The organism is Thermosulfurimonas marina (genome assembly GCF_012317585.1).
Classification (GTDB): Bacteria; Desulfobacterota; Thermodesulfobacteria; order Thermodesulfobacteriales; family Thermodesulfobacteriaceae; genus Thermosulfurimonas_A; species Thermosulfurimonas_A marina.
Window position 1 is genome coordinate 740820 of record NZ_CP042909.1, and the last position, 23302, is coordinate 764121.

A 23302-nucleotide genomic window follows, 5' to 3' on the forward strand; every position below is an offset into this window, starting at 1 on the left:
CTTTAAGGATGGAGCGGCACCCGCGGAAGCCCCAGGTCTTCCGGAAGGCCGCACATCAGGTTGAGGTTTTGCAGGGCCTGGCCGCTGGCCCCCTTGACCAGGTTGTCGATCACCGAAAGGAGAAGAAGACATCCGGTGCGTGCGTCCACCTTGAGACCTATGCGGCAGAGGTTGCTTCCCCGGACCTCGGCCACCCGAGGGGGCCTTCCGGGGGGAAGGACCTCCACGAAGGGTTTTTCTCGGTAGAACTCCCGCAAGGTCTCGTAGATCTCCTTTTCCGGAGCCCGCGGACGGGCGTAAATGGTGGCGAAGATCCCCCGCTGCATGGGAGTAAGGTGGGGGGTGAAGAGAATCCGGACCTCCCTTCCCGCAGCCCGGGAGAGTTGAACTTCCATCTCCGGGGTATGGCGATGGCTGGCCACCTTATAGGCTCGAAAGTCTTCGTGGACTTCACAGAAGGAAAGGGCCACCTCGCCCTTGCGCCCGGCCCCGGAGACCCCGCTTTTGGCATCCACCAGGAGGTCTTCGGCCTCGATAAGACCGGCCTCCAATAGGGGAAGGAGGGGCAGGAGGGCCGCGGTGGGATAACAGCCGGGATTGGCCACCAGCCGTGCCCTGCGGATCTCCGGGGCATAGATCTCCGGAAGACCGTAGACGGCCTCGGAAAGAAGATGAGGAAAGCGGTGCGGGGTCTCGTACCAGCTCTCGTAAAGGGCCGGATCCGGGAGACGGAAGTCCGCGGAAAGGTCAATGACCCGAAGGCCCCGGGAAAGAAGTTCTGCGGCCATCTCCTGGGCGGTGCCGTGAGGCACGCAGAGGAGGGCCACTTCGGCTTTTTCGGCTATGGTTTCCGGCTCCGGAGGGAGGATTTCCAGATCCTCGGGGTAGGGCTTGAAGCCCCAGTAATCGGAAAGGCGGCGGCCGGCCTCCCGACGGGAGGTCACACAGGTGACCCGTATTTCGGGGTGAGCCGCGGCCAGGCGCAAACACTCAAGTCCCGTATAACCCGTGGCCCCAACCACGGCCACCCGGACCAAAAGCTCCCTCCTTTAAGGACTTTACCGCTTGGAGTACTGCTGTCCGCGCCGGGCCCCACGCAGACCGTACTTCTTGCGCTCTTTGACCCGGGCGTCCCGGGTAAGGAGCCCCGCCTTCTTGAGAGGGGGACGATAATCGGGATGATACTCCGTGAGGGCCTTGGCGATCCCGTGTCGGATGGCCTCGGCCTGCGCGTTCTTGCCCCCGCCTTTTACGGTACAGATGACGTCAAACTTGCCCTCGGTGCCCGTAAGACGAAAGGGCTGCTCTACAATATAGCGGGCCACGATGTGGTCGTAAAAATATTCATCGAAATCCTTCTGATTAACTACAATACGGCCGTTTCCGGGCCTGAGCCACACCCGGGCGATGGCCGTTTTGCGCTTACCGGTGGCGTAGTATCTCTCCTGGGTTTCGGCCATGAGGACTCACCTCCTAGATTTCAAAGGGTTTGGGGTTCTGGGCCTGGTGCGGATGCTCCGGGCCGGCATAGACCTTGAGCTTCTTGAGGAGCTTGCGGCCCAGACGGTTTTTAGGAAGCATGCGCTTGACCGCCAGGCGAATAACCTCCTCGGGCTTTTTTTCCAGCATCTGGCGGGCCGTACGCAACTTGAGTCCTCCCATATAGCCCGAGTGCCGCCAGTAGATCTTCTGGTCGAGCTTCTTTCCCGTAAGGCGCACCTTCTCCGCATTGATCACCACCACAAAATCCCCCAGATCGAGGTGCGGGGCGAACTCCGGACGGTGTTTTCCCCGCAAGCGTTTGGCGATCTCCGAAGCCAAGCGCCCCAGAGTCTTGCCCGAGGCGTCCACCACATACCACTCCCGCTTGGCCAAGGCCTCCTCCTTGGTAGGCATGGGCGTCTGCGGCGTAAAGATCTCCATAGCCGTACTCCCCTCCACACAGATTGCCGGGCTTAACTAAAAAACACCCCCGCGGCCTTGTCAAGGGCAACTCTTCCTTGACTTTGAACCCGAGGAAAGTCTATTCTAATCCTGTGGACGGGATTGCCAAGTGGGGCTTTTTTGAAAGAAAGTGCGAGTCCTGCCTGGGAGAACTCCCTTTCCCGGTCTTCGCCCTGGAAATAGAAAAGGGGCCCTTAAGTATCCGGACTCTCCATTTCTTCGGAGGTCCCCCTCCGGGTTTGGAGGGGCCCTCCCTTCCGGAGGCCTTCCAAAGGATCATCCCTCCCGAGGAAAGGGAAAAGTTTGAAGGGGCCTTAAGGAAACTCCTTGAGGAAGGAAAAGTCTGTGAGGAACTTCCTCTGCTTTTGCCGGAGATCCGATGGGGGCGAATCTGTCTGAGGATCCTCCTTGAGGATGGGGACTCGGCACTTGCCCTGGGGGTGCTCCTAGACATCACTCTCCAGAAGGATCTTGAGGAAAATCTCCGGCGGGAAGCCCGGTTCTGGCAGGAGGTTTCCGAGAGGGCCCCGGTGGGGGTCATCCTTTATCGGGAAAAGTTCGTCTACGCCAACCCCTATGTGCTTAAGTCTCTGGGCTACACCCTGGAGGAACTGCGAGAAAAATACGTTTGGGAGGTGGTCCATCCCCGCTTCCGGGAAAAGATCAAGGAGCGGGTCCGCCGGCGACTTTCCGGGAAGGCCCCGGGCCCGGAACTCTATACCGAGATCGTCCTTCTCACTAAAAACGGAAAGGAGAGGGTGGTCAACTTTCTGGCCGAAAGTCTCCCCTGGCAGGGGGAGGTCCTGGGCCTGGGCATCGGGCTGGATCTCACCCCGCAAAAGGTCCTGGAAAGGCGCCTTACGGAAGTAGCCCTCTTTGACGGGCTCACCGGACTCCCCAACCGCACGCTCTTTTTAGAAAGACTGCGGGCCCTGCTTCTTGGAGCCCGGAGGCACCGGGAAGAGATCCTGGTGCTGGTCCTGGATTTTCGGAAATTTCGGGAGATCAACGCCGCCCATGGTTACGAAGCGGGAGACACCCTTCTTAAGGAAGTAGCCCGCAGACTCGCCCATCAACTGCGGGAAGAAGATCTCAAGGCCCGCCTCTTTGCCGACAAATTCGCCCTGGCCTTGAGGGACCTCCGGGGACTGGGAAGTGTGGCCGCGGTAATTCGGAAGATTCAAGGTCTCTTTGAAAGGCCCTTCCGGTTGGATTCTCGGGAAATTTTTCTTTTTCCCCGTATGGGAGGGGCGGTCTTCCCTCGAGACGGCGAAGATCCCGAAGAAGTGGTTAGCAAGGCCGAAATAGCCCTCAAACGGGCCAAAGAGGCCGACGAACCCTACGCCCTCTACTCTCCGGAGTTAGAGCGACTTCTTCTGGAAGAAGACTTTCTGAAACGGGCCCTCCTTGAAGGGCTTAAAAAGGGAGAATTTTTCCTGTCTTACCAGCCCATTGTGACCCTCCAGAAAAAGCAGGTTATCGGAGCGGAAGCCCTGGTGCGCTGGCAACATCCGGAATTGGGGCCTATCGCCCCGGCGAAATTCATCCCCTTGGCGGAGCGCACCGGGCTCATCGAGCCCCTGGGAGACTATGTCCTTTCTCAGGCCCTCAAGGAGTTTGGCCCCCTGGCCCGGGAAAAGGGCCTGGAGCTGGCCCTCAATTTTTCCCCCCGCCAGTTCTGCAAAAGAGACCTTTCGCTCCGGATAGAAAAGGCCCTTACGGAAGCGAACTTTCCTCCGGAGAAGCTTTTTCTAGAGATCACCGAGTCCACGGCCATGGAAGATCCGGCCCTGACCCTCAAAATCCTTGAGGATCTTCGCTCCCTAGGGCTCAAAGTGGCCCTGGATGATTTCGGCATGGGTTATTCCTCTCTGCGCTACCTGGTAGAATTCGCCGTGGACCGGATCAAGGTGGACCAATTTTTTGTAAGCGCCCTTCCCTTGGACTCCAAGGCCCTCCATGTGATCCGCACCATTCTGGAGTTGGCCCGAAGCGTAGGGGCCCGGGGGCTGGCCGAGGGGATCGAAAGGGCTGACCAGGTGGAGATCCTTCTTAAATTGGGATGTGAGGAGGGACAGGGGTATTTCTTCGGCCGTCCCGTAAGGATCGAAGACTTCGGGAGGTTCCTTTGAGGGCGGTGGTCCAGCGGGTAAAGGAGGCCGGAGTGCGGGTGACGGGCCGGGAGGTGGCCCGCATCGGCCGGGGCCTCCTGGTCCTTCTGGGGGTGGAAAAGGGGGATACGGAGGAGGACCTCCGGTGGATGGCCGGAAAAATCGCCGGCCTGAGGATCTTTGAGGATGAGGCCGGGAAACTCAATCGGGCCCTCTCCGAAGCAGGGGGAGAGATCCTTTTGGTCTCCAATTTTACGGTCTGTGGGGATTGTCGTAAGGGCCGGCGGCCCTCTTTTGATCCCGCCGAAGACCCCGAAAAGGCCCGCGCCCTCTGTGAGGCCCTGGCCCGCAAACTCACCGAAGCGGGCCTTCCGGTAAAGACCGGGGTCTTCGGGGCCTACATGGAGGTCTTCCTGACCAACGACGGGCCGGTAACCCTCATCCTGGACTCCCGCAAGAGACTCTAAGGATGCCCTATCTGCGGGTAAAGATCCGGACCCGGGATCCGCAAGAAGTTCTGGCCCGCCTTTCCGCGGGAGGGGAAGCTCCTCTGGCCAGCCACTTCCTGGACACCGAAGGTCTTCTCATCCTGGTCTATCCCGGCGAAGGGCTCCATGAGCGTCTGCGGCGTCTAGCCCGACTTTTGCCCCAGGCCGATTTTGAAGAGACGGAACTGGCCGAGGAGGCCGATCTCCAGGAGAAAACTTTTCAGGTGGGACCTCTTACCTTTCGCCTGACCCTCTCCCCGGGCCCGGTTCCGCCCGGGGAGATCTCCCTCCGGGCCAATCTCTCTTTCGGAAGCGGGCGCCACGCCACCACCCTCCTCTGTCTTAAGGCCCTGGTTCGGCTGGCCCAAGAGCTTCCCCTCGGGCGGGTCTTCGATCTGGGCTGTGGAAGCGGCATTCTCTCTCTGGCTGCGGCCCACCTGGGGGCCGAAAGGGTCCTGGCCGCAGACATCGATCCCCGGGCCGTGCGGGAGGCCCGTTACAACGTGGCCCTCAACGCTCTCGGGGAGCGCATCTTGGTAATCCGGGGGAGTCTCTCCGCGGCCCGTCCCGCGAGCTTCGATCTGGTGTTGGCCAATCTCACCATCGGGACCATCCTGGCCCTGGCTCCGGAGATTCCCCGGCTGCTCCGGCCCGGAGGACTGGCCATCCTTTCCGGGTTCGGTCCCTCGCAGAAGGGAGAACTCCTCGCTCGCCTTCCGCAGGCCCGGGTGTACTTTTCCGAAAATCTCGAAGGCTGGCAGGCCCTAGTCCTGGGCTTCTAGTCCTTCCTTCTCTCTCCAGAAGACCCAGAGACTATAGAAGACCTTGAGGTGAGTAAGAAGGGCTAGAGTCCAGAAGATCTCGGCCAGTCTCCCGAAAAGCCCCAGAATAAAGATAAGGAAGATGCGCTCGTCCCGTTTTCCGGGAAAGCGGTGAAGTTCCGGAAAAAGGGTGTAGGCCTCGCGTCCGTAGGCCCCCCGGAAACGCTCCGTGACATAGCTCACCATCACCGTGCCGAGAAGGGCCAGAAGGCCTACCGCCAGGTCCATCCCCGCCGGGCTCCAGCGCCAAAGAAGCACCGCCAGAAAGACGAAGTCCACGTAGCGATCGAGCACGGAATCCAAAAGTCCGCCAAAGCGGGAGGTGCGCAGGGTGGCCCGGGCCAGTTCCCCGTCCACCCCGTCGAGCACGGAATGGATCTGGTAAAGGAAGGCCCCCAAAGGGAGATGAAAGGCGGCCACCAGGGCCGAAAAGAACCCCAGAAGGGTGGAAAGGACCGTGGCCTGATTGGGATAAAGGTGGTCACAGAGATAGGGGGTAAGGCGGGTGGAAAGCCGGCGATTGAAAAGACGGGAAATCAGGCCGTCGCTTCCTCCCTTCACACTGGCCCGCACCAGGAGTTTTCCGGCCCGGCGGAGGTCCTCCGGGGTATCCACGTCCATCCAGAAGAGCCCGGAGACTTCCGTGGCCGGGATGCGGGCTGCGGCCAGAATCTCCGAAAGGGAGATTTCCCCTTCCGGCCGCTGGGCCACTATTCGGCCGGCCACCTCGAAGACCTCGGGAGAGAGCACAAAGAAGCCGGTATCCAGCCCCTCGTAGGGCTCGAGTCCTTTCCCCAGGGCGGCCACCCTCCCCCCGAAAAGCCTTACCCGGGTGGCCTCCCGGTGATCCACATAGCGGCCTTCCCGATCGAGGATGAGCCCCTGGCCCTGAAGGGCCGCCCGGACAAACTCCTCCTCGTAGAGATGGTCACTCATGGTGAGGACAAAAGGCCCGGAGACCGCTAGCCGGGCACACCAGAAGGAATAGCCGTTTCCTCTTTCGGGATAGGGATTCTCTATGAGGGTCACCCGGTATTGGGGATAGCGGGCCAGGAATTCCTCAAAATAGGGGCGGGACCGGGGGTTGATCACCAGCACGAAATCCCGGATTCCATACCGGGAAAGAAGCAGGAATTGGCGCAGGAGGAGTTCCCTTCCGGCCACCCGGAGAAGCCCTTTGGGGAAGCCCTCCCGGTCCAGCCCCATCCGCGTGGCCAGCCCCGCCGCCAGGATTACCGCCTGCACCTTTACCCCCTTGGCCGGGATCTTTTACAGTTAATTCCATGGGCACGATCGTGGTCTCTTTCAACCCCTGGGTGGACGGGGAGCGCAACTTTTTCCAGTTCACCGGGCTTACGGAGGAGGTCCTTTCGGCCCTGGCCGAGGCCCGGGCGGTCATTTTTCCCCAGACCGTCTCCCCGGAACTCTACTACTTTGTACGCCGGCTGGGCAAACCGGTCTTTCCTCAGTACGATCTGCGCTTTACCTTTCCGGGAAAGATCGGACAGATCCTCCTTTTCCGGGCCCTGGGACTCCCTCATCCCCGGAGCCTCTGTATCCCCCGCATCTGTGCCTTCGGCCCCCATCCCGGGGCGGCGGAAATCCCCCTTCCGGAGCCCCCCTTTGTGGTCAAGGGAAACCACGGACACGAGGGCCGGGAGGTCTTTCTGGTGAGAAATCCGGAGGACTGGGAGGAGGCCCTGGCCCGTCTGCGCTCCTGGGAGGCCTCCGGCCGTTACGGCTTCCTCCTCCAGGAGTATCTGGAGTTCCCCTACGACCTGAGGGTGGTGGTCCTCGGGAAAAAAAGGCTTCCCTTTTGGCGGGAGGGCGGCTTCAGACGCAATCTGGCTCAGGAGGGGCGCCCCGTACCCTGCCCGGATCCGGAAATTGAGGCCCGGGCCCTGGAGGTGGTGGAGGCCTTGGTGGAAAAGACGGGTTTCAACCTGGTGGCCGTAGATCTCCTCTTCCGGGAAGGAATCCCCCTTCTCAACGAGCTCAATTTTGTCTTCGGCCTGCGACTCCTGGGAGGAGAGGCCGCCTTCCGGCACTATCTGGAGGAGGCGGTAAGGGAGTTTTTGACAAATCTATAGCCCTGCTCAAAGACCCGCCGGTTGGGCTCGAGAAGGGCCTTTCTTTCCGGAGGAAGAAGGGCCTTGAGCCCGGCGATAACCTTTTCCGGAGGGATCACCCCGGAGGCGGCCACCAGGGCTCCCAGGGCGGCCATGTTGGCCAGGGCCGGAAAACCCTCCTCTTCGGCCAACCGGTCGGCAGGGACAAAGACCAGGCGTCGCCCGGGGAAATCCCGAGCCAGAGCCTCGGGAACCAGGTCGCCGTTGACCACCGCCAGGCCCCGGGGCTTGAGCCAGGGCATGAATTTTTCGAAAGAGGGGCGGTTCATGATCACGAGGGCTGAGGGGCGGCGCACCACCGGGGAGGCGATGGGCCGGTCGGAAAGGACCACCGTGCAGTTGCAGGTCCCGCCGCGCATCTCCGGACCGTAGACCGGAAGAAAGGTCACCTCAAGGCCGCTCTCCAGCCCCGCCTGGGCCAGGAGGTTCCCGGCAAAAAGGATTCCCTGTCCCCCGAAACCCGCAAGAATGACCTCAAACTTCACGGGCCCGCGCTCTTTCTCGTTTTTCCAACCAGTCACTCACCTTGAGCAGGAGAAGACCGAAAAGGATCGCCCCTCCGGTGAAGAGAAGAAGATTCAAAGTAAAAGGATCCATTTTTCATCCTCCCTCTTTTGATGAGGAAGAAACCCGCAGTTAATAGAGCCAGCATAGAAAGAAAAGCTACAAGAAAAAAATACCAGGAAAACTTTTGATCAAAAAGAGGTTTTATCACTCTTGCCGCCACTACAGCAAGGGCTAGGTGATAGAACCCCTTTCCGAGTTCGATTAACTCTTCTCGTCTTTCCACGTGCGAAAAACTCCCAGAGGGAAGGTCTCCGCCAGTTCGTCTATCTTACGCGCCGCGGAGACCGGATCCAGTTTCCAGTTGACCGGACAGGCGGAAAGGACCTCCACGTAGCCAAAGCCCCGGTCCTCCAATTGGGCCAGAAAGGCCTGGTACAGGGCCTGGCGGGCCTCAAGGACCCTTTTGGGGGTATTTACCGCCACCCGGGCACAATAAGCCACCCCCGGAAACTGGGCCAGGATCTCCGCCACCTTCAGGGGATATCCGTAAACCCGGGGGTCGCGGCCCTGGGGAGTAGTGGTCGTCTTCTGTCCGGGAAGGGTGGTAGGAGAGAGCTGCCCTCCGGTCATTCCGTAAACCGTGTTGTTGATCATGATGGCGGTGATGCGTTCGCCCCGGGCTGCGGCCTGGAGGCTTTCGTTAAGTCCGATGGCCGCAAAGTCTCCGTCTCCCTGATAGGTGAAAACCGCAAGCTCCGGCCGGGCCCGCTTGGCCCCGGTGGCCGCGGCACAGGCCCTTCCGTGCGGGGCCTCACAGATGTCGATATCGTAGTAATAGTAAAGGAAACAGGCGCAACCGATGGAGGCCACTCCGTAGGCCCTTTCTCGGAGATCAAGCGCTTCCAGCACCTCGGCCAGGAGACGATGGACGATCCCGTGGTGGCAGCCCGGGCAATAATGGAAGGGGCGCGCGGTGAGCACCCGGGGAAAGGTGAATTTCACCTTCGAGCCAGGCATCTTCGGATCCTCCGGTAAATGTCCTCCGGGGCAGGGAGATCGCTTGGGGGAAGGGCCCAGGACTCCACTTCCGCGCGCCCGCAGACGGCCAATTTTACATCCTCGACCATCTGGCCACAGTTGAGTTCCACCACCAGAAAGGGAACTCCCCGGGCCGAAAGTTCTTGATAAGGCCTTTCCGGAAAGGGAAAAAGGGTAATCGGACGCACGAAGGCCACGGAATAGCCCTTCTCCCGGGCCATCTCCACGGCCTCGCGCACGATGCGCGAGAGGGAGCCAAAGGCCGTCACCGCAAGCTCCGCCCCTTCGGCATAAAGGACCTCCGCCCGGGCCTCCCTGCGCATGGCCCGGTACTTCTTCTGGAGGAGGAGATTGCGGGCCCGGAGCTCCCCCGGTCCCAGAAAAAGGCTCCGTAGCGTGCGGCCGGGCCTCCCTTTAGCCCCGGTAAGGGCCCAGTCCTCCACCGGATAGCGCCGGATACGGAGCTTGCGGGGACGCAGGGGTTCTTTCATCTGCCCCAGAAGGGCATCGGTGAGGATCATCGCGGGCTGGCGATATCTTTCCGCAAGTTCAAAGGCCCGGGCCGTAAGCTCGTAGGCCTCTTGAATGCTCGCCGGAGAGAGGACCAAAAAATGGTAATCCCCGTGACCCGCCCCCCGGGTGGCCTGAAAATAGTCCCCCTGGGAGGCCTCGATCCCTCCGAGCCCTGGTCCCCCACGGGAGACATTCACGATCACCGCCGGAAGCTCGAGGGCGGCCAGATAGGAAAAGGTCTCGGCCATGAGAGAGATTCCCGGGCTGGAAGAGGAGGTCATGGCCCGCACCCCGGTGGAGGCCGCCCCAAGGAGCATATTCACCGCAGCCAGTTCGCTTTCCGCCTGCAGAAAGACCCCGCCTCTTTTGGGAAGCTCCCGGGCCATAAGTTCGGGAATTTCGTTCTGCGGGGTAATGGGGTAGCCGAAGTAACAGCGACAGTCGGCCGCCAGGGCCCCCAGGGCGATGGCCTCTGAACCCTTGACCAGGATGGGCTTCATCTTACCTCCAGGACCACATCCGGACACATAAGATAGCATATCCCGCAACCGGTGCACTTTTCCGGGGCCTTAAGCCCCACCACCCGGTAGCCCTGGACATTGCGCTCCCCGGTAATTATTAGCACTTCCTTGGGACAAAAGTGCACACAGAGGCCACAGCCCTTGCAGCGTTCCGGAAAGGAGATCTGTACTCGGCGGCGGGCCATAAAAGTTCAAAGCTCCCTTAGGAGATTTTCTATTTCCTCCGGGCCTTCCACCTGGACCACGCGCACCTGCGGAGCGATGCGCCGGATGAGGCCGGAAAGGACCTTCTTGGGCCCGGCCTCCACAAAGAGCTCCACCCCGGCCCGAACCATGACCTCTACCCCTTCCACCCAGCGCACCGCCGAAAGCATCTGCCGGGAAAGGGCCTCGCGGATGGCCTCCGGGTCGGTTTCGGCCTGAGCGGTGACGTTCAGGACCACCGGGATCTCCGCCGGCCGAAAGGCCGCGGCTTCTATTTCCCTTTGAAACTCCCGGGCCGCTTCCTCCATAAGCGGTGAATGAAAAGCCCCCGAGACCGGAAGCCTTACCACCCGCTTGGCCCCGGCCTCTTTGGCCGCCTCGGCGGCCCGGCAGGCGGCTTCTTCCTCCCCGCTGATCACACTCTGCTCCGGAGAATTATGGTTGGCTAGATAGACCCTCCCGGGCACCCGGGAGAGGAGATCTTCCAGGCGAGAGCGCTCAAGTCCGATCACCGCATACATGGCCCCCGGGGCCGTCTCTCCGGCCCGGGCCATGAGTTCTCCCCGGCGTCGGACCAGCCGAAAGGTATCTTCCGGAGAAAGCACCCCGGCCGCACAGAGGGCGGAAAATTCCCCCAGACTGTGGCCGGCCACCAGGACCGGGCGCAGACCTTCGGCCCGAAGCACCGCCCAGACCGCAAGATTTACCGCAGTGAGGGCCGGCTGGAGGTTTTCCGTACGTTGAAGGGCTTCTTCCGGGCCGGAAAAGGCCAGCTCCCGCAAAGGAAGCCCGGTGATCTCCTCCCCGAGCGCAAAAATCTCCCGGGCCTCGGGCCGGGCCTCGAAAAGGGCCCGCCCCATACCCACATACTGCGATCCCTGTCCAGGAAAGACTACCGCCACCCGCAAGACTACTCTTCCTCCTCGCTCAGGAATTCCAGCTCTTCCTCTTCCTCCTCTAGCTCCTCAAACCCCTCCTCCAGATAGTCCTCGTATTCGTCCGCACTCATGAGTTCTTCCAGCTCCTCCGGATCCGAAAGCTTGACCCGCAGGAGCCATCCGTCTCCATAAGGATCTTCACTCACCAGTTCCGGGTCCTCCAGGACCTCTTCGTTGACCTCCACCACCTCTCCGGAGACCGGGGCCACCAGCTCCTCCACCCCCCGGGGAGTCTCTACGCTCCCGAAGACCTCCCCCCTCTCGATCTCCTCTCCCTCCTCCGGGAGTTCTAAGTCCAGGATCTCCCCGTACTTGCGGCGGGCAAAGTCCGAAAATCCGAGATAGACCCGCCCCCCTCGTTCTTTCTTCACCCACAGGTGCTCTTCGGAATAAAGCCGATCTTCAGGAATGCTCATAGGCCTCCTCCACCGCGATTTAACTCCACCGATTAGCCGAAAAGCCTGCCTTTGACAAGGGGGAAAAGCCCCCTTGCGGAAGCCTCTAAAAGGGCTTATCGTTTGAGGTGAAATTGCGCGATCGTTAAAGAAAAATTGAGATCGGGAGGTGAATCATGAGGAAGATACTCTGGGTGCTGGGGTGTTGGGGGCTGGTCTTTCTGCCGGTTCTGGCCCGGGCGGTGCCTACCCGGGTGGTGGTGGGCGTAAAGGCCCGGGATGCCCTTTTCATCGGTTCCCCCATGGGGGGAGCGCAGGTGATTATTCGGGATGCAGACACCGGAGAGATCCTGGCCCAGGGGGTCACCCGGGGGCTTCCGGGAAATCCCAAACTGATCATGGCCACTCCTAAGGAACGCTATACCCGGTATTTGGAAGGAAAGACGGCCCGGTTTGAAGCGGTGTTGGATCTCCAGAGACCCCGGCGAGTGCGCATTGTGGCCCGGGGGCCTCTGGCCCAGCCCCAGGCCCTGCAGGAGGTTTCGGTGACCACCTGGCTCTTTCCGGGAAAGGACCTTCCGGAACTGGTCCTGGAGATGCCCGGACTTGTGGTGCGGGCCCTGGCGCCGGTGGCCCACGCCCGACTCAAGGCCCCGGCCCGGGTGGAGGTGCGGGCCGCGGTCATGCCCCTTTGTGGCTGTCCGGTAAACCCCAAATTTTTCTGGAAGCCGGAAAACTATGAGGTGGCGGTCCAGGTCCTGCGCAATGGAAGGCCTTACGGGACCTTCCCCCTGAAATTTACCGGAAAGACCAGTCTCTTTTCTACGGTCCTTGAGCTTCCCCAGAAGGGGATCTACGAATTGACCCTTTACGCTTACGATAAACTCACGGGAAACACCGGGGTGGATCGGACCACTGTGGTGGTGAAATAAAATCTTGGGGAGGTAAACACCATGCGTAACGGCTGGTCGCCCTATCTGGGAGGGGCCCTCACCGGGCTTCTCCTGGTGCTTTCGGTCCTGGTTACCTATCAGCTCTTCGGCCATCCCCGGTATTTGGGCACCTCCACGGCCTATGTGAGGGTGGCCGGACTGGTAGAGAAGGCCCTTTCTCCGGAGAGTGTGGCCACAAACGCCTACTACGCCAAGGAGGGGGTGGGGATCGACTGGAAGGTCATGCTGGTTCTCGGGGTACCGCTGGGGGCCCTGATCGCCGCTTTGCGCAACCGGGAATTCCGGTTGCGTTGGGTGCCGGAGCGCTGGGCGGAGCGTTTCGGCTCCTCTCCGGTTCTGCGGGCTGTAGGCGCCTTTGTAGGGGGTTTTCTGATCATCTATGGGGCGCGGCTTGCCGGGGGGTGTCCCAGCGGGCATGGACTTTCCGGGATGAGCCAACTGGCCGCCAGTGGCTTCATCGTGGTGGCGGGATTCTTTGTGGGGGGTATCCCTTTGGCCCTGTTAATCTACGGGAGAAGGAGGTAGGCCATGGAGCCCATCGTAGGACTTATCACCGGTATCCTCTGGGGCTATATCTTTCAGCGGGCCCGCATCCTGCGTTTTGAAAAACACATCGGGCTCCTCACCCTTACCGATCTCACGGTATTGAAATTCCTCCTTTCCGGAGTGGTGGTAGGGACCCTGGGGATCAACCTCCTGGCCACCCTGGGCCTGGCCCCTTATCACCTCAAGCCCACCTTCGTGGCCGCCAACTTCGTGGGCGGAGTGATCTATGGTCTGGGCTGGGCCATCCTGGGATATTGCCCGGGAACGGCCCCCGGGGCCGTGGGTGAGGGATCGCTGGACGGGCTCTTTGCGGTCCTGGGTGGCCTGTGCGGGGCCGCGGCCTTTGCCCATACCTATCCCTTCTGGAAACAGACCCTCTACGGGATCGGGGGCTACGGAAAGGTTTCTTTTCCCCAGCTCCTCCACCTTCCGCCGCTTCTTCTCGCGGTCCTTTTCGCCGGGCTCCTCTTGGCCTTCATCTTTTTCTTAGAGAAAATGGGCTGGTGAGGCCGGCCAAGGTCCGATCCAGACGCAGACTGGCTCCAGGATATTTCCTCCTGGAGATAGAGGCCCCGGAGGCGGCCCCCAGGGCCCGCCCGGGGCAATTTGTGCGCCTTAAGGCCTGGCCCGGCTACGACCCCTTGCTCCCTCGCCCCTTTTCCATCCATGCCCGCTCCGAAAAGACCCTGAGTTTCCTTATTCAAGAACGGGGGCGGGCCACGGCGGTTCTTTCCCGGCTGCGGCCCGGAGAGGAGGTGTGGTGGGACGGCCCTCTGGGGCACCCCTTTCCTCTTCCGGAAAGGGGAGAGGTCTGGCTGGTGGCCGGAGGGGTGGGCCTGGCCCCCTTTTTCTTCTATCTAGAGACCCTTCGGGCCCGGGGCCTTTCCGCACGGCTTTTTTACGGGGCCCGCACGAGAGGGGATCTGGTGAGACTCTCTGCGCTTGAGAGGCTCTGTCCGGTACAGGTAGCCACGGAGGACGGCTCCCGGGGGCGGCCGGGACTGGTGACCGATCTCTTACGGGAGGCCCTGAAAAAAGGGAGCCCGGAATTCATTTTGGCCTGTGGCCCTCCGGGGATGCTGGCCGCCGTAGGGCACCTGGGGGAAAGGGCCGGAGTCCCGGTCTATCTCTCCCTGGAGGCCATGATGGCCTGCGGGCGGGGACTCTGTCTGGGCTGCGCCGTCTCCCGCAAGGGGGGAGGCTACCTTAAGGTCTGTGTGGAAGGGCCGGTTTTTCCGGCCGAGGAGGTGGACCTTGACCGGCTCGGTTGAGCTTTCCGGCCTCCGACTTTCCAACCCCCTGATGCTGGCCTCCGGGACCTGGGGCTTTGGGGAAACCCTCTCTCCGGAGATCCTCCGGTCGGTGGGGGCCCTGGTGACCAAGGGAATCTCGCTTGAGCCCCGGGCAGGGAATCCGCCTCCCCGGCTTTCAGAGACCCCTTGCGGGCTCCTCAATTCCATCGGCTTGGAAAATCCCGGACTGGCGGCCTTCCGGAAAGGGATCCTTCCGCGCCTTCTCCGGATCGGTCCTCCGGTGATCGTCAATATCCTGGGGGAAAGCGAAGAAGAATTCCTGCGCCTGGCCGAGGGCCTGCGCGAAACCGGGGTCGCGGGACTGGAAGTGAACATCTCCTGTCCCAATGTCAAAAAGGGCGGGCTTGCTTTTTCGCAGGATCCGGACGGAGTCTTCCGGATGGTCCGACGCCTGCGGGAGGTCTGGCCGGGGTGGATGAGCGTAAAGCTTTCCCCGGTGGGACCGGTGGCGGAGGTGGCCCACGCTGCGGAGGAGGGCGGGGCCTCGGCCCTCACCTGTGCCAATACCTATCCCGCGCTGGCCATTCACCCGGGCCCCAAGGGGCCGTACTTTCATCTCGGAGGTCTTTCCGGGCCGGCCATAAAGCCCCTCACCCTGCGTCTGGTCTACGAGCTTTCGCGCCGGCTAAGACGGCCCCTCATCGCCTGTGGGGGAATTCTCTCCGGCCGCGACGCCTATGAGTATCTTCTCGCCGGGGCCCGGGCCTTTCAGGTGGGCACGGCTACCCTCCTTGACCCGGAGGCCCCCCGGCGCATCCTTTCCGAACTTGACGAGCTCTCCCGGGCCGACTAAAAGCAAAGTATGCGCCGGGGAATCTTTCTCCTTTTGGCCCTCCTTTTAGTCGGCTGTGTATCCGACCAGCAGTTCCAGGGACTGGCCCTGCGGGTCTCGGCGCTTGAGGTCCAGCAGACCTCCCTAGAGAAGGCCCGGAGGGAGGAGGCCGTAAGGCTGGCGGCCCTGGAGAAGCGACTGGCGTCCCTGGAAAAGCAGGTCTCGGTCCTTTCGGAGAAAAGGGCCGAGCTCCTTTCGGAGATAGAGGCCCTGCGGGCGGAGATCGCCCGTCTGAACGGTCTTTACGAGGAACTTTCCTACCAACAAAAGCAGGACCGGGAGGCCTTTTCCGAATTTCAGGCCGAGGTCCTGAAAAGACTCTCTCAAGGGGAAAAGCCTCCGGCCCCGGCCAAGGCCCCCTCCGGGCCCAAAACCCCCTCCGAAAAGGAACTTTATGATCAGGCCCTGGCGGCCCTTAAAAAGAAGGACTACGAGGGGGCCCGCAAACTTCTGCAACGCTACCTCGAGGTCTATCCCCAAGGAAAGTATGCAGCCAACGCCCACTACTGGATTGCCGAAACTTATTATGCCCAGCGGCGCTACGAGGAAGCCATCCTGGAATACCAGAAGGTGGTGGATGGGTTTCCTCAGAGTTACAAGGTCCCGGCAGCCCTCCTTAAACAGGGCCTGGCCTTTCTCCGTATAGGGGACACGGAGGCCGCCCGCATCCTCTTTAAGAAGATCCTTTCCCGGTATCCCCAAAGCGAGCAAGCTCCTCTGGCCCGCAAGTATCTCAAGCGCCTTTCCCGATGAGGATCCTTCTTTGCGTGGTCTTTTTCCTCTGGCCCTGGGCCTTGCAGGCCTTTACCGTAGGGGCCCTCTTCGGGACGGAAACCCCGGAGGCGGAACTGGCCCGGATCCTGGCCTCCCAGGCCCGCCTCCGGGGCCACGCCCTGCAGGTCAAATTTTACGACCCTTCCGGGGAGCCCCAGAGGATCTTCCCTCTGGTGCGGAGGGCCCGGGAGGAGGGGGTACGTTTTCTCCTGGGGCCCCTTGATCCCCGTCTCCAGTCCGAGGCCCTCACCGCCGCTCAGGCCTATCGCCTGCCCCTCATCCTTCTTTCCGGGGACTATGATCCCATCCGCGTCCCGGACGAACCCTTCGCCTACATCTTCCGCACCGGGCTCTCTCCCCGGATGGCGGCCCGGGTGCTCCTTTCCTGTCTTTCCCGTAAGGGACTGCGGCGGGTGGGAGTCCTTCTCTCCCTGAACGAGGTAGGGCGGGAAGGGCTTAAGTGGCTCAAAATTTACGCTTGGGAAGCGCGCCTCCGGCTAACCAAGGTGGCCTGGTTTTCTCCGGAGGACACCTACCTCTACCCCAAGTTTGAGGAACTCCTTTCCACCGAGGGGGTGGTGGTGTGGTGCGATCGGGAAAGTGCCCTCAAGGTAGTCCAGGAAAAGGAACGCTACGGGTTGGGGCTTCCCTTTTTTTTCGGGCCGGAGCTGGCCGATGAGGAATTCCTGCGGACCCACCCCTCCCTTTACGGTTATCCCTTTCCGGGTACGGCCCTTTTTGGCCGCAGGCTCCCCACCGCGGTCCCTCTCAACCTGGAGCGGGCCGCCCTGGTGGATGCTCTGGCCCTGCTAGAGGAAATAGCGGCCCGCGGTCTTCCCCCTACGGCGGAGTCTCTGGAAGCCCTCGGCCCGGTCACCCTCCCCGGAGGTCTCTACTACCTTACCAACGACGACCATTACGGCCTGGTCCCGGAAAGTGCGGGGGTCTTCACTTACGGACTTGCGGGTTTTCAGCCCTATTGCCCGCCAACACTTCTCTCAAAGCCTTGAGGACCTCCTCCGGGGAAATCCCGGAAAGGCAGCGAGGAGCCGGGCAACGTCGGCGAAAACAGGGGGCACAGGGGAGCCCGGAGTGCAGGATGCGGTGGCCCTTTCCAAAGGGACCGGTACGCCAGGGGGCCGTAGGGCCGAAGAGGGCCACCACCGGCCGGCCCAGGGCCGCGGCCAGATGCATGGGGCCGGTATCTACGGAGACTACCGCCGCGGCCCCGGAGAGGATCCCGGCCAGCTCCTTGAGGCTGAGGCCTCCGGCGAGATTTAGCCCGGAGACCGCTAACCGGGAAACATATTCCCGGTCTCCGGGCCCTCCCACCCAGAGGAGGGGAAGGCCAAAGGCCGGGGCCCTTTCCGCCAGGGCCCTCCAGTGCTCCTCCGGCCAGAGTTTGGTCTCCCAGCGGGTGGCCGGGATGAAGACCAGCCAGGGAGGGGGCGGAAGCCCCAGCTTTCGGGCCATCTCCCCGGCCGAGGGATAAGGGGCCATGGGGAAATCCACCGGCTCGGCCACTCCACCCAGGATTTCGGCTGCGGAAAGATAGCGCCTTACAGCATGGAGATCAGGGTCATAGGCCGGAAGCTTTTCCGTAAGCACCAGAGTGCTCCCCTCCCGGTGGTTGGCAAAGCCCAGCTTGCGTTTCCCCCGGGCCAGAGCTACCACCAGGGCGCTTTTAAAGAGCCCCTGAAGATCCAGGACCACTTCATAGGGTCGGGCCCGGAGCCCTTCCAAAAATTCACCCCAGAGCTTTAGCGCTTTACCTATTTCCCCGGAGCGCAGAAGGCGCAAGATACGCCGTCGGGGAAAGGGGAAAAGCTCCTCTATCAGAGGATGCCCCCGCAAGATTTCCGCATTTTCTTCTTCCACCACCCAATCTATCCTCCAATTCTCCCGGGCCCTTTTCAGGGCCGAAAGCACCGGGAGGGTCTGAATCACGTCCCCTAAGGCCGAAAGTTTTACGAGAAGAACCCTGGGCACTTCATTTTCCTCTTTGAAGATAGGCCCGCAGGGCCTGGGCCGTAGGGGTCTCCAGGGCCAGGAGCCCTTCAGGTGGCCCCTGATAGAGGACCTCCCCTCCCTTCTCGCCCCCCTCGGGACCCAGGTCCACGATCCAGTCTGCGGCCTTGATGACCTCCAGGTTGTGCTCGATGACCACCACGGTGTGCCCTCGGTCCACCAGGCCCTGGAGGAGCCGGACCAGCTTTTCCACATCGGCGATATGGAGTCCGGTAGAGGGCTCGTCCAGGACAAAGAGGGTCCCTCCGCGGCCGCCCTTTACAAACTCGGTGGCCAGTTTTACCCGCTGGGCCTCGCCCCCGGAAAGGGTAGGGCTCGGCTGCCCCAGGGTGAGGTAATCCAGGCCCAGCTCACAGAGGAGGCCCAGGGGTTGGGCAATCTCCGGCACCGGGGCAAAGAATTCTCGGGCCTCGGCCATGGTCATGGAAAGCACCTCGGCTATATTCTTGCCCCTCCAGCGCACCGCCAAGGTCTCCTCGTTGAAACGGGCCCCGCCGCAGACCTCACAGACCTGATAGACCTCCGGGAGAAACTTCATCTCCACCCGCACCACCCCTTGCCCCTTGCAGGCCGGGCATCTTCCCTCCTCCACGTTAAAGGAAAAGCGGCTTTCCGTATAGCCCCGGGCCCGGGCCTCGGGGGTGCCGGCAAAGAGCCGCCGGATGGCGGTCATGAAGCCCACATAGGTGGCCGGGGTGGAGCGAGGGGTGCGCCCGATGGGGGAATGGTCCACCTGAAGGACCCGACGCAGGGCCTCGTGTCCCCGGAGGCGCCGGCAGCCCACAGGGCCTCCCCGACCGGAAAGAAGCCTTTCTAGACTCCGGTAAAGGACCTCGGTGACCAGGGTGGACTTCCCCGAGCCCGAGACCCCGGTGACCACGGTGAGGGCTTCCAGCGGAAAGCGCACGGTGAGGTCCTTTAAGTTGTAAAGCCGGGCCCCCTCCACGGTGAGGAATCTTTCCGGCTGGCGTCCGCCCCCGGCAAGCCTATAACGCGAGGGATCGGAAAGGACCCTTCCGGTGACCGACTGGGGGGCGCGGGGAAGTTCCTCAGGCGGACCGCAGAAGACCACCCGCCCTCCTTCCCGGCCCCCTCCGGGCCCTAGATCCACCAGCAGGTCCGCCGCCCGAATGGTGTCTTCATCGTGCTCCACCACGATCACCGTATTGCCCCGATCGCGCAAACTTCGCAGGGCCGAAAGGAGTTTTTCCGTATCCCGGGGATGGAGCCCGATGGTGGGCTCATCCAGCACATAGGCCACCCCGGTAAGGTTGGAGCCCAACTCCGCGGCCAGTCTCACCCGCTGGGCCTCGCCCCCGGAAAGGCTCTCCCCGGGCCGGGAAAGGGAAAGATAGGGGAGTCCCACCTCCACGAGAAAATCGAGACGCGCAAGGAGCTCCCGGAGGATAGGCCGGGCAATCTCCGCCTCGCGCCCGGAAAAGGAAAGCCCGGCGAGAAACTCCCGGAGGTCTTCTACCGGAAGGTCCGAAAGTTCGGCAATGTTTCGCCCCCCCAGGCGCCAGGCCAGGGCCTCCGGACGCAGACGGCTCCCGCCACAGGACCGACAGACCCCTCCGCCCTTCATCCCCAAGCCCCCGCAGTCCGGGCAGGCCCCGGCTTTGGTATTGAAGGAAAAGAGAAGGGGATCCGGCTCCGGAAGACTCAGTCCGCAGTCCGGACAGGAAAGCCTCTCGCTCACGAAAAATTCTTCCTCTGGAGACCAGACCAGGGCCTCTCCCCGCCCTCCGGAAAGGGCTATCTCCAGAAGCCTTCGTACCTCGGACTCCCTTTCCGGAGAGATCACGGTCTCCCCCACCACCACCTCGATGGTGTGCTCCCGGAAGCGGGAAAGTTCGGGGAGAGGGGGCAGGGTAAGGAACCGTCCGTCCACGCGCACCTCGGAAAAGCCTGCGGCCAGGGCCCTTTCGAAGACCGGCCGGTGAAAGCCCTTGCGGCGCCTCACTCGGGGCGAAAGGATCTTCACCCTGCGGCCGGAAAATTCCTGAAAGAGACGAGAAAGAAGGACCTCGCGAGAGACCCGGGAAAGGGGCCTTCCGCAGGAGGGGCAATAGGGGTTAGAGAGACGGGCAAAAAGAAGGCGCAGATAGGGCAGGGTGTCCGTGAGGGTGCCTACGGTGGAGCGGGGCCCGGGGCGGCTGCTCCTCTGCTCCAGGGCCACCGTAGGGGGTAGCCCGGCAATGAGGTCTACCTCCGGTTCTTCGTAGAGTTTGACAAATTGCCGCAAATAGGCCGGAAGGCTTTCCAAATACCGACGCTGGCCCTCGGCAAAAAGGAGGTCAAAGGCCAGGGTGGACTTCCCTGAGCCCGAGACCCCGGTGATTACGATAAGGCGCTCCCGGGGGAGATCCAGGTCCAGGTTCTGGAGGTTGTGATGCCGGGCCCCGCGTATGCGGATGACCCTTTCGGCAGGCTCCACCCGGGGACGTTCTCCGGGCTTAAAGGCCACCTCTCCGGAAAGATAGCGGGCCAGCCACCTTCCGGTGGGAGTCTCTTTTTGCAGGAGTTCGGCCACCGGCCCCTGGTGAAGGAGATAGCCCCCACCCTCTCCTCCTTCAGGGCCCAGCTCCACCACCCAGTCGGCCGAAAGAATCACCTCCGGATGGTGTTCCACCACGATCACCGTATGCCCCCGGGACACAAGGGCCCGCAGGGCCGAAAGGAGTCTCTGGATATCCAGGAGATGGAGTCCCACGGTGGGCTCATCCAGGAGGAGAAGGGCCGGCTGGTCCTCGGAGAGGCTGAAGGCCCGGGCCATTTTGAGGCGCTGGGCCTCGCCTCCGGAGAGGGTGGAAAGGGGCTGACCCAGACGGAGGTAAGAAAGCCCCACTTCTCGGGCTGGCAGAAGCCGGCGTACCAGCTCCCCGTGGCCCTTGAAAAATTCCAGGGCCTCCTCCACGGTCATCTCCAACATCTCGGCCACGTTCTTGCCCCGCCAGCGGACGGAAAGGACCTCGGGACGAAAGCGTTTTCCTCCGCAGGCCTCACAGGGGAAGGTGAGGTCGGAAAGAAATTGCATCTCCACCACCTGATATCCCAGCCCCTCACATTCCGGACAGCGGCCTTCCGGGGAATTGAAAGAAAAATGAGAGGCGCCAAGACCGCGCTCCTTGGCCTCCGGGGAGGAGGCCAGCAGACGCCGCAGAAGATCGTAGACCCGGAGATAGGTGGCCAAATTCCCCCGAGGGGTGCGGGCCAGAGGGCTCTGATCGAGAAGGACCACCTCGGAAAAGCCCTCTCCCCCTTGAATCTCAGCCAGCGCCCCTGGGGGCTCGGTAGCCTCCCCGCGCAGCCGCTTGAGCCCCCGGTAAAGACAGAGTTCCACCAAAGTGGACTTTCCCGAGCCCGAAACCCCGCAGACCACGGAAAGGGCCCCCCGGGGGAAGCGCACGATAAGATCCTTGAGATTGTTCTCCCGCACCCCGGAAAGGACCAGAAACTCCCGGAAGGTCTGGGACCGTCGGGGTTTACGGGTAAAGGGAAGGGCTCTTAAGGCCTTTCCGGTGGGGGTCTCCTCTTGGAGCAGTCCTTCGGGAGGCCCCTGATAGAGGAGCTCCCCCCCGGCCTCCCCAGCCCCGGGACCGAGGTCCAGGGCCAGATCCGCGGAAAGGATGACCTCCGGGTCATGTTCCACCACCACCGCCGTGTTCCCTGCCGCGGAAAGCTCGTGAAGAAAGCGCACCACCCGGGCCGTGTCCCGGGGATGGAGCCCGGTGGTGGGTTCATCAAGGAGGTAAAGGGTCTCGGTGAGGTCTGAGGAAAGGGCCCGGGTAAGAAGGACCCGGGCCACTTCGCCCCCGGAAAGGGTGCGACTCTGGCGATCGAGGGTAAGGTAAGAAAGGCCCACCTCGTCGAGATAGCGCAGACGCCGCAAGATCTCCCGCACCAGGCGCTCCTCCGCCGCCCCGGAGATTCCCCTTTCAAGAAGCCCCTCCGTAAACCTCCGGGCCTCGGCGATGGGCAGGGCGTAAAACTGGGGAAGGTTCAGATCTCCCAGATAGAAAAGCCCGGCCTCCGGGCGAAAGCGCGTCCCTTTGCAGGCCGGACACTCCCGATAGGCCCGAAAGCGGGAAAGGAAAATGCGCACGTGAGCCTTGTAACGCTTGGTCTCCAGCCAGTCGAAGAGTTCCTTGACCCCATACCAGTCCCCATTCCCGAAAAGGATCTTCTGCTTTACCTCCTCCGGGAGTTCCTTCCAGGGCCGGTCGAGAGGGATGCCTTTCCGGCGACAGTAGGAAATTAGGTCCTCCCGCACCTCCCAGGCCAAGGGCATCTCCAGTACGCTGATGGCTCCTTCTTTGAGAGACTTCCGGGGATCGGGGATGACCAGATCCCAGTCGATATCCAGCACCCGCCCGAAGCCCCGGCATTCCGGACAGGCCCCCAGCGGGCTATTGAAGGAAAAGAGGTTGGGATGTCTCCGGGGGGCAGGAAGTCCGCAGTAGGGACAGCGTTCGGCGGAGGCGAAGCGCAGTTCCCGGTCATAAGGCAGGTGAATCCGCACCTCTCCGGACATGGAAAGCCCCCGCTCCAGGGCCTCGACCAGCCGGGAGAACTCCTCGGCCCGGAGCTTCAGCCGATCCAGAACCACCTCGAGTTCTTCGGGAATCTCGCCCATTTCTTCCAGATCGCAGACCTTTCCCGCGGACCAGACCCGGAAATAACCTGCGGAAAGGAGGCCTTCGCGCAGGAGCCTCGGGTCCCTTTCCACGTGAAGGGGGGCGGTGATGACCGCCGGAGCCCCTTCGGCCTCAGAAAGGAGGCGGCGGGCGGCCGAAAGGGGATCGGCGGCCAGAAGGGGCTTCCCGCATCCCGGACAGCGGGCCTCGGCCGCCCGAAACCAGAGCATCTTAGCAAAATGGGTGATCTCCGCCAGGGTCCCCACCGTGGAACGGGAGCTTTTCACCGGGTTGGTTTGGCTGATGGCGATGGCCGGGGGGATATTCTCGATGGCTTCCACCCGGGGCCGGGGCAGACGCTCAAAATACTGGCGCACGTAAGAAGAAAAGGTCTCGAGATAGCGGCGCTGACCCTCGGCAAAGAGAGTATCGAAGACCAGGGTGGACTTTCCCGAGCCCGAGGGTCCACTGACCGCCACCACCCGGTAAAGGGGAATCTCTAGATCCAACCCCTTTAGGTTATGTTCGCGACAGCCCCGCAGGACAATTTTTCTCAACTTTCTTCCTCGTTAAGGTTGCCTTTTTCTAAATTTTTGGTTAAACCAAAATT

24 protein-coding genes are annotated in these 23302 nt (G+C 62.1%); 11 read left to right on the plus strand and 13 right to left on the minus strand.

Annotated elements, in window-relative coordinates; genetic code table 11:
- Window positions 1-2: 2 nt before the first annotated feature.
- The 3 genes from argC to rplM are packed head-to-tail and all read right to left on the minus strand — an operon-like array spanning window position 3 to window position 1923.
- The gene (gene argC / locus FVE67_RS03975; RefSeq protein WP_168719358.1) at window positions 3-1037 is read right to left on the minus strand and encodes an N-acetyl-gamma-glutamyl-phosphate reductase; all 1035 of its coding nucleotides are present in this window, start codon (window positions 1035-1037) and stop codon (window positions 3-5) included.
- Between the two features lie 21 nt (window positions 1038-1058).
- Entirely contained in the window at window positions 1059-1460 is a 402-nt protein-coding gene (gene rpsI / locus FVE67_RS03980) for a 30S ribosomal protein S9 (RefSeq protein ID WP_168719359.1), read from the minus strand.
- Between the two features lie 13 nt (window positions 1461-1473).
- Window positions 1474-1923, minus strand: a complete 450-nt coding sequence (rplM, locus tag FVE67_RS03985; RefSeq protein WP_168719360.1) for a 50S ribosomal protein L13 — start codon at window positions 1921-1923, stop codon at window positions 1474-1476.
- Between the two features lie 113 nt (window positions 1924-2036).
- On the opposite strand from rplM, the gene FVE67_RS03990 reads away from it, so the two are divergent.
- From FVE67_RS03990 to FVE67_RS04000, 3 genes are read left to right on the plus strand one after another with little or no spacing between them, the layout of a single operon-like run.
- Complete coding sequence (locus FVE67_RS03990) at window positions 2037-4076, plus strand: putative bifunctional diguanylate cyclase/phosphodiesterase (RefSeq protein ID WP_168719361.1); 2040 nt, start codon at window positions 2037-2039, stop codon at window positions 4074-4076.
- The gene (gene dtd / locus FVE67_RS03995) at window positions 4073-4522 is read left to right on the plus strand and encodes a D-aminoacyl-tRNA deacylase (RefSeq protein ID WP_168719362.1); all 450 of its coding nucleotides are present in this window, start codon (window positions 4073-4075) and stop codon (window positions 4520-4522) included. The genes FVE67_RS03990 and dtd overlap by 4 nt, the downstream gene beginning before the upstream one ends.
- 2 nt (window positions 4523-4524) lie before the next feature.
- On the plus strand, window positions 4525-5325 hold the full coding sequence (locus FVE67_RS04000) for a 50S ribosomal protein L11 methyltransferase (protein ID WP_168719363.1): 801 nt from the start codon (window positions 4525-4527) through the stop codon (window positions 5323-5325).
- On the opposite strand, the gene FVE67_RS04005 is transcribed toward FVE67_RS04000, so the two are convergent.
- Window positions 5308-6609: a bifunctional L-myo-inositol-1-phosphate cytidylyltransferase/CDP-L-myo-inositol myo-inositolphosphotransferase gene (locus tag FVE67_RS04005; protein WP_168719364.1), complete on the minus strand. Its 1302-nt coding sequence runs from the start codon at window positions 6607-6609 to the stop codon at window positions 5308-5310. The two genes, FVE67_RS04000 and FVE67_RS04005, sit on opposite strands and share 18 nt — an antisense overlap.
- Before the next feature lie 38 nt (window positions 6610-6647).
- Here FVE67_RS04005 and FVE67_RS04010 point away from each other — a divergent pair, with 38 nt between their 5' ends.
- Window positions 6648-7454, plus strand: a complete 807-nt coding sequence (locus tag FVE67_RS04010; protein WP_168719365.1) for an ATP-grasp domain-containing protein — start codon at window positions 6648-6650, stop codon at window positions 7452-7454.
- On the opposite strand, the gene FVE67_RS04015 is transcribed toward FVE67_RS04010, so the two are convergent.
- From FVE67_RS04015 to gcvH, 7 genes are all read right to left on the minus strand, one after another.
- The gene (locus tag FVE67_RS04015) at window positions 7412-7978 is read right to left on the minus strand and encodes a 2-oxoacid:ferredoxin oxidoreductase subunit gamma family protein (RefSeq protein ID WP_168719366.1); all 567 of its coding nucleotides are present in this window, start codon (window positions 7976-7978) and stop codon (window positions 7412-7414) included. The two genes, FVE67_RS04010 and FVE67_RS04015, sit on opposite strands and share 43 nt — an antisense overlap.
- Complete coding sequence (locus FVE67_RS09460; protein ID WP_281347183.1) at window positions 7968-8090, minus strand: hypothetical protein; 123 nt, start codon at window positions 8088-8090, stop codon at window positions 7968-7970. Before FVE67_RS09460 ends, FVE67_RS04015 begins: the two co-directional genes overlap by 11 nt.
- Before the next feature lie 171 nt (window positions 8091-8261).
- Window positions 8262-9017 carry a thiamine pyrophosphate-dependent enzyme gene (locus FVE67_RS04020; protein ID WP_168719367.1) on the minus strand — a complete coding sequence of 252 codons (756 nt, stop codon included), beginning with the start codon at window positions 9015-9017 and terminating at the stop codon, window positions 8262-8264.
- A complete protein-coding gene (gene vorB, locus FVE67_RS04025; protein ID WP_246167924.1) occupies window positions 8999-10051 on the minus strand; it encodes a 3-methyl-2-oxobutanoate dehydrogenase subunit VorB in 1053 nt (350 codons plus the stop codon). Before vorB ends, FVE67_RS04020 begins: the two co-directional genes overlap by 19 nt.
- Entirely contained in the window at window positions 10048-10257 is a 210-nt protein-coding gene (locus tag FVE67_RS04030; protein ID WP_168719369.1) for a 4Fe-4S binding protein, read from the minus strand. Before FVE67_RS04030 ends, vorB begins: the two co-directional genes overlap by 4 nt.
- A gap of 6 nt (window positions 10258-10263) precedes the next feature.
- Window positions 10264-11178, minus strand: a complete 915-nt coding sequence (fabD, locus tag FVE67_RS04035; RefSeq protein ID WP_246167933.1) for an ACP S-malonyltransferase — start codon at window positions 11176-11178, stop codon at window positions 10264-10266.
- Window positions 11179-11186: 8 nt separating this feature from the next.
- Window positions 11187-11630, minus strand: coding sequence for a glycine cleavage system protein GcvH (gene gcvH, locus FVE67_RS04040; protein ID WP_168719371.1), 444 nt, complete (start codon window positions 11628-11630; stop codon window positions 11187-11189).
- A gap of 155 nt (window positions 11631-11785) precedes the next feature.
- Here gcvH and FVE67_RS04045 point away from each other — a divergent pair, with 155 nt between their 5' ends.
- The 7 genes from FVE67_RS04045 to FVE67_RS04075 are packed head-to-tail and all read left to right on the plus strand — an operon-like array spanning window position 11786 to window position 17037.
- Window positions 11786-12541 (plus strand): hypothetical protein, encoded by a 756-nt coding sequence (locus tag FVE67_RS04045; protein ID WP_168719372.1) that lies wholly within the window; start codon window positions 11786-11788, stop codon window positions 12539-12541.
- 21 nt (window positions 12542-12562) lie between these two features.
- On the plus strand, window positions 12563-13087 hold the full coding sequence (locus tag FVE67_RS04050; protein WP_168719373.1) for a YeeE/YedE thiosulfate transporter family protein: 525 nt from the start codon (window positions 12563-12565) through the stop codon (window positions 13085-13087).
- Between the two features lie 3 nt (window positions 13088-13090).
- Complete coding sequence (locus FVE67_RS04055) at window positions 13091-13615, plus strand: YeeE/YedE thiosulfate transporter family protein (protein WP_168719374.1); 525 nt, start codon at window positions 13091-13093, stop codon at window positions 13613-13615.
- Window positions 13612-14379: a dihydroorotate dehydrogenase electron transfer subunit gene (locus FVE67_RS04060; protein ID WP_168719375.1), complete on the plus strand. Its 768-nt coding sequence runs from the start codon at window positions 13612-13614 to the stop codon at window positions 14377-14379. Before FVE67_RS04055 ends, FVE67_RS04060 begins: the two co-directional genes overlap by 4 nt.
- The gene (locus tag FVE67_RS04065) at window positions 14363-15214 is read left to right on the plus strand and encodes a dihydroorotate dehydrogenase (protein ID WP_168719376.1); all 852 of its coding nucleotides are present in this window, start codon (window positions 14363-14365) and stop codon (window positions 15212-15214) included. The genes FVE67_RS04060 and FVE67_RS04065 overlap by 17 nt, the downstream gene beginning before the upstream one ends.
- Before the next feature lie 9 nt (window positions 15215-15223).
- Window positions 15224-16006: a tol-pal system protein YbgF gene (gene ybgF, locus FVE67_RS04070; protein ID WP_168719377.1), complete on the plus strand. Its 783-nt coding sequence runs from the start codon at window positions 15224-15226 to the stop codon at window positions 16004-16006.
- Window positions 16003-17037 (plus strand): type 1 periplasmic-binding domain-containing protein, encoded by a 1035-nt coding sequence (locus FVE67_RS04075; RefSeq protein WP_168719378.1) that lies wholly within the window; start codon window positions 16003-16005, stop codon window positions 17035-17037. The genes ybgF and FVE67_RS04075 overlap by 4 nt, the downstream gene beginning before the upstream one ends.
- Here the strand turns inward: FVE67_RS04075 and waaC are convergent.
- Together waaC and uvrA are read right to left on the minus strand one after the other, a co-directional pair.
- On the minus strand, window positions 16976-18016 hold the full coding sequence (waaC, locus tag FVE67_RS04080; RefSeq protein ID WP_168719379.1) for a lipopolysaccharide heptosyltransferase I: 1041 nt from the start codon (window positions 18014-18016) through the stop codon (window positions 16976-16978). The two genes, FVE67_RS04075 and waaC, sit on opposite strands and share 62 nt — an antisense overlap.
- 1 nt (window position 18017) lies before the next feature.
- Entirely contained in the window at window positions 18018-23249 is a 5232-nt protein-coding gene (gene uvrA / locus FVE67_RS04085) for an excinuclease ABC subunit UvrA (protein ID WP_168719380.1), read from the minus strand.
- Window positions 23250-23302: the final 53 nt, after the last annotated feature.

Coding starts and splice junctions, on each gene's coding strand:
- rpsI (WP_168719359.1), bottom strand. CDS start 1,460: ATGGCCGAAACCCAGGAGAGATACTACGCCACCGGTAAGCGCAAAACG.
- rplM (WP_168719360.1), bottom strand. CDS start 1,923: ATGGAGATCTTTACGCCGCAGACGCCCATGCCTACCAAGGAGGAGGCC.
- FVE67_RS04000 (WP_168719363.1), top strand. CDS start 4,525: ATGCCCTATCTGCGGGTAAAGATCCGGACCCGGGATCCGCAAGAAGTT.
- FVE67_RS04010 (WP_168719365.1), top strand. CDS start 6,648: ATGGGCACGATCGTGGTCTCTTTCAACCCCTGGGTGGACGGGGAGCGC.
- FVE67_RS09460 (WP_281347183.1), bottom strand. CDS start 8,090: ATGGATCCTTTTACTTTGAATCTTCTTCTCTTCACCGGAGGGGCGATC.
- FVE67_RS04020 (WP_168719367.1), bottom strand. CDS start 9,017: ATGCCTGGCTCGAAGGTGAAATTCACCTTTCCCCGGGTGCTCACCGCG.
- vorB (WP_246167924.1), bottom strand. CDS start 10,051: ATGAAGCCCATCCTGGTCAAGGGTTCAGAGGCCATCGCCCTGGGGGCC.
- FVE67_RS04030 (WP_168719369.1), bottom strand. CDS start 10,257: ATGGCCCGCCGCCGAGTACAGATCTCCTTTCCGGAACGCTGCAAGGGC.
- gcvH (WP_168719371.1), bottom strand. CDS start 11,630: ATGAGCATTCCTGAAGATCGGCTTTATTCCGAAGAGCACCTGTGGGTG.
- FVE67_RS04045 (WP_168719372.1), top strand. CDS start 11,786: ATGAGGAAGATACTCTGGGTGCTGGGGTGTTGGGGGCTGGTCTTTCTG.
- FVE67_RS04050 (WP_168719373.1), top strand. CDS start 12,563: ATGCGTAACGGCTGGTCGCCCTATCTGGGAGGGGCCCTCACCGGGCTT.
- FVE67_RS04055 (WP_168719374.1), top strand. CDS start 13,091: ATGGAGCCCATCGTAGGACTTATCACCGGTATCCTCTGGGGCTATATC.
- ybgF (WP_168719377.1), top strand. CDS start 15,224: ATGCGCCGGGGAATCTTTCTCCTTTTGGCCCTCCTTTTAGTCGGCTGT.
- FVE67_RS04075 (WP_168719378.1), top strand. CDS start 16,003: ATGAGGATCCTTCTTTGCGTGGTCTTTTTCCTCTGGCCCTGGGCCTTG.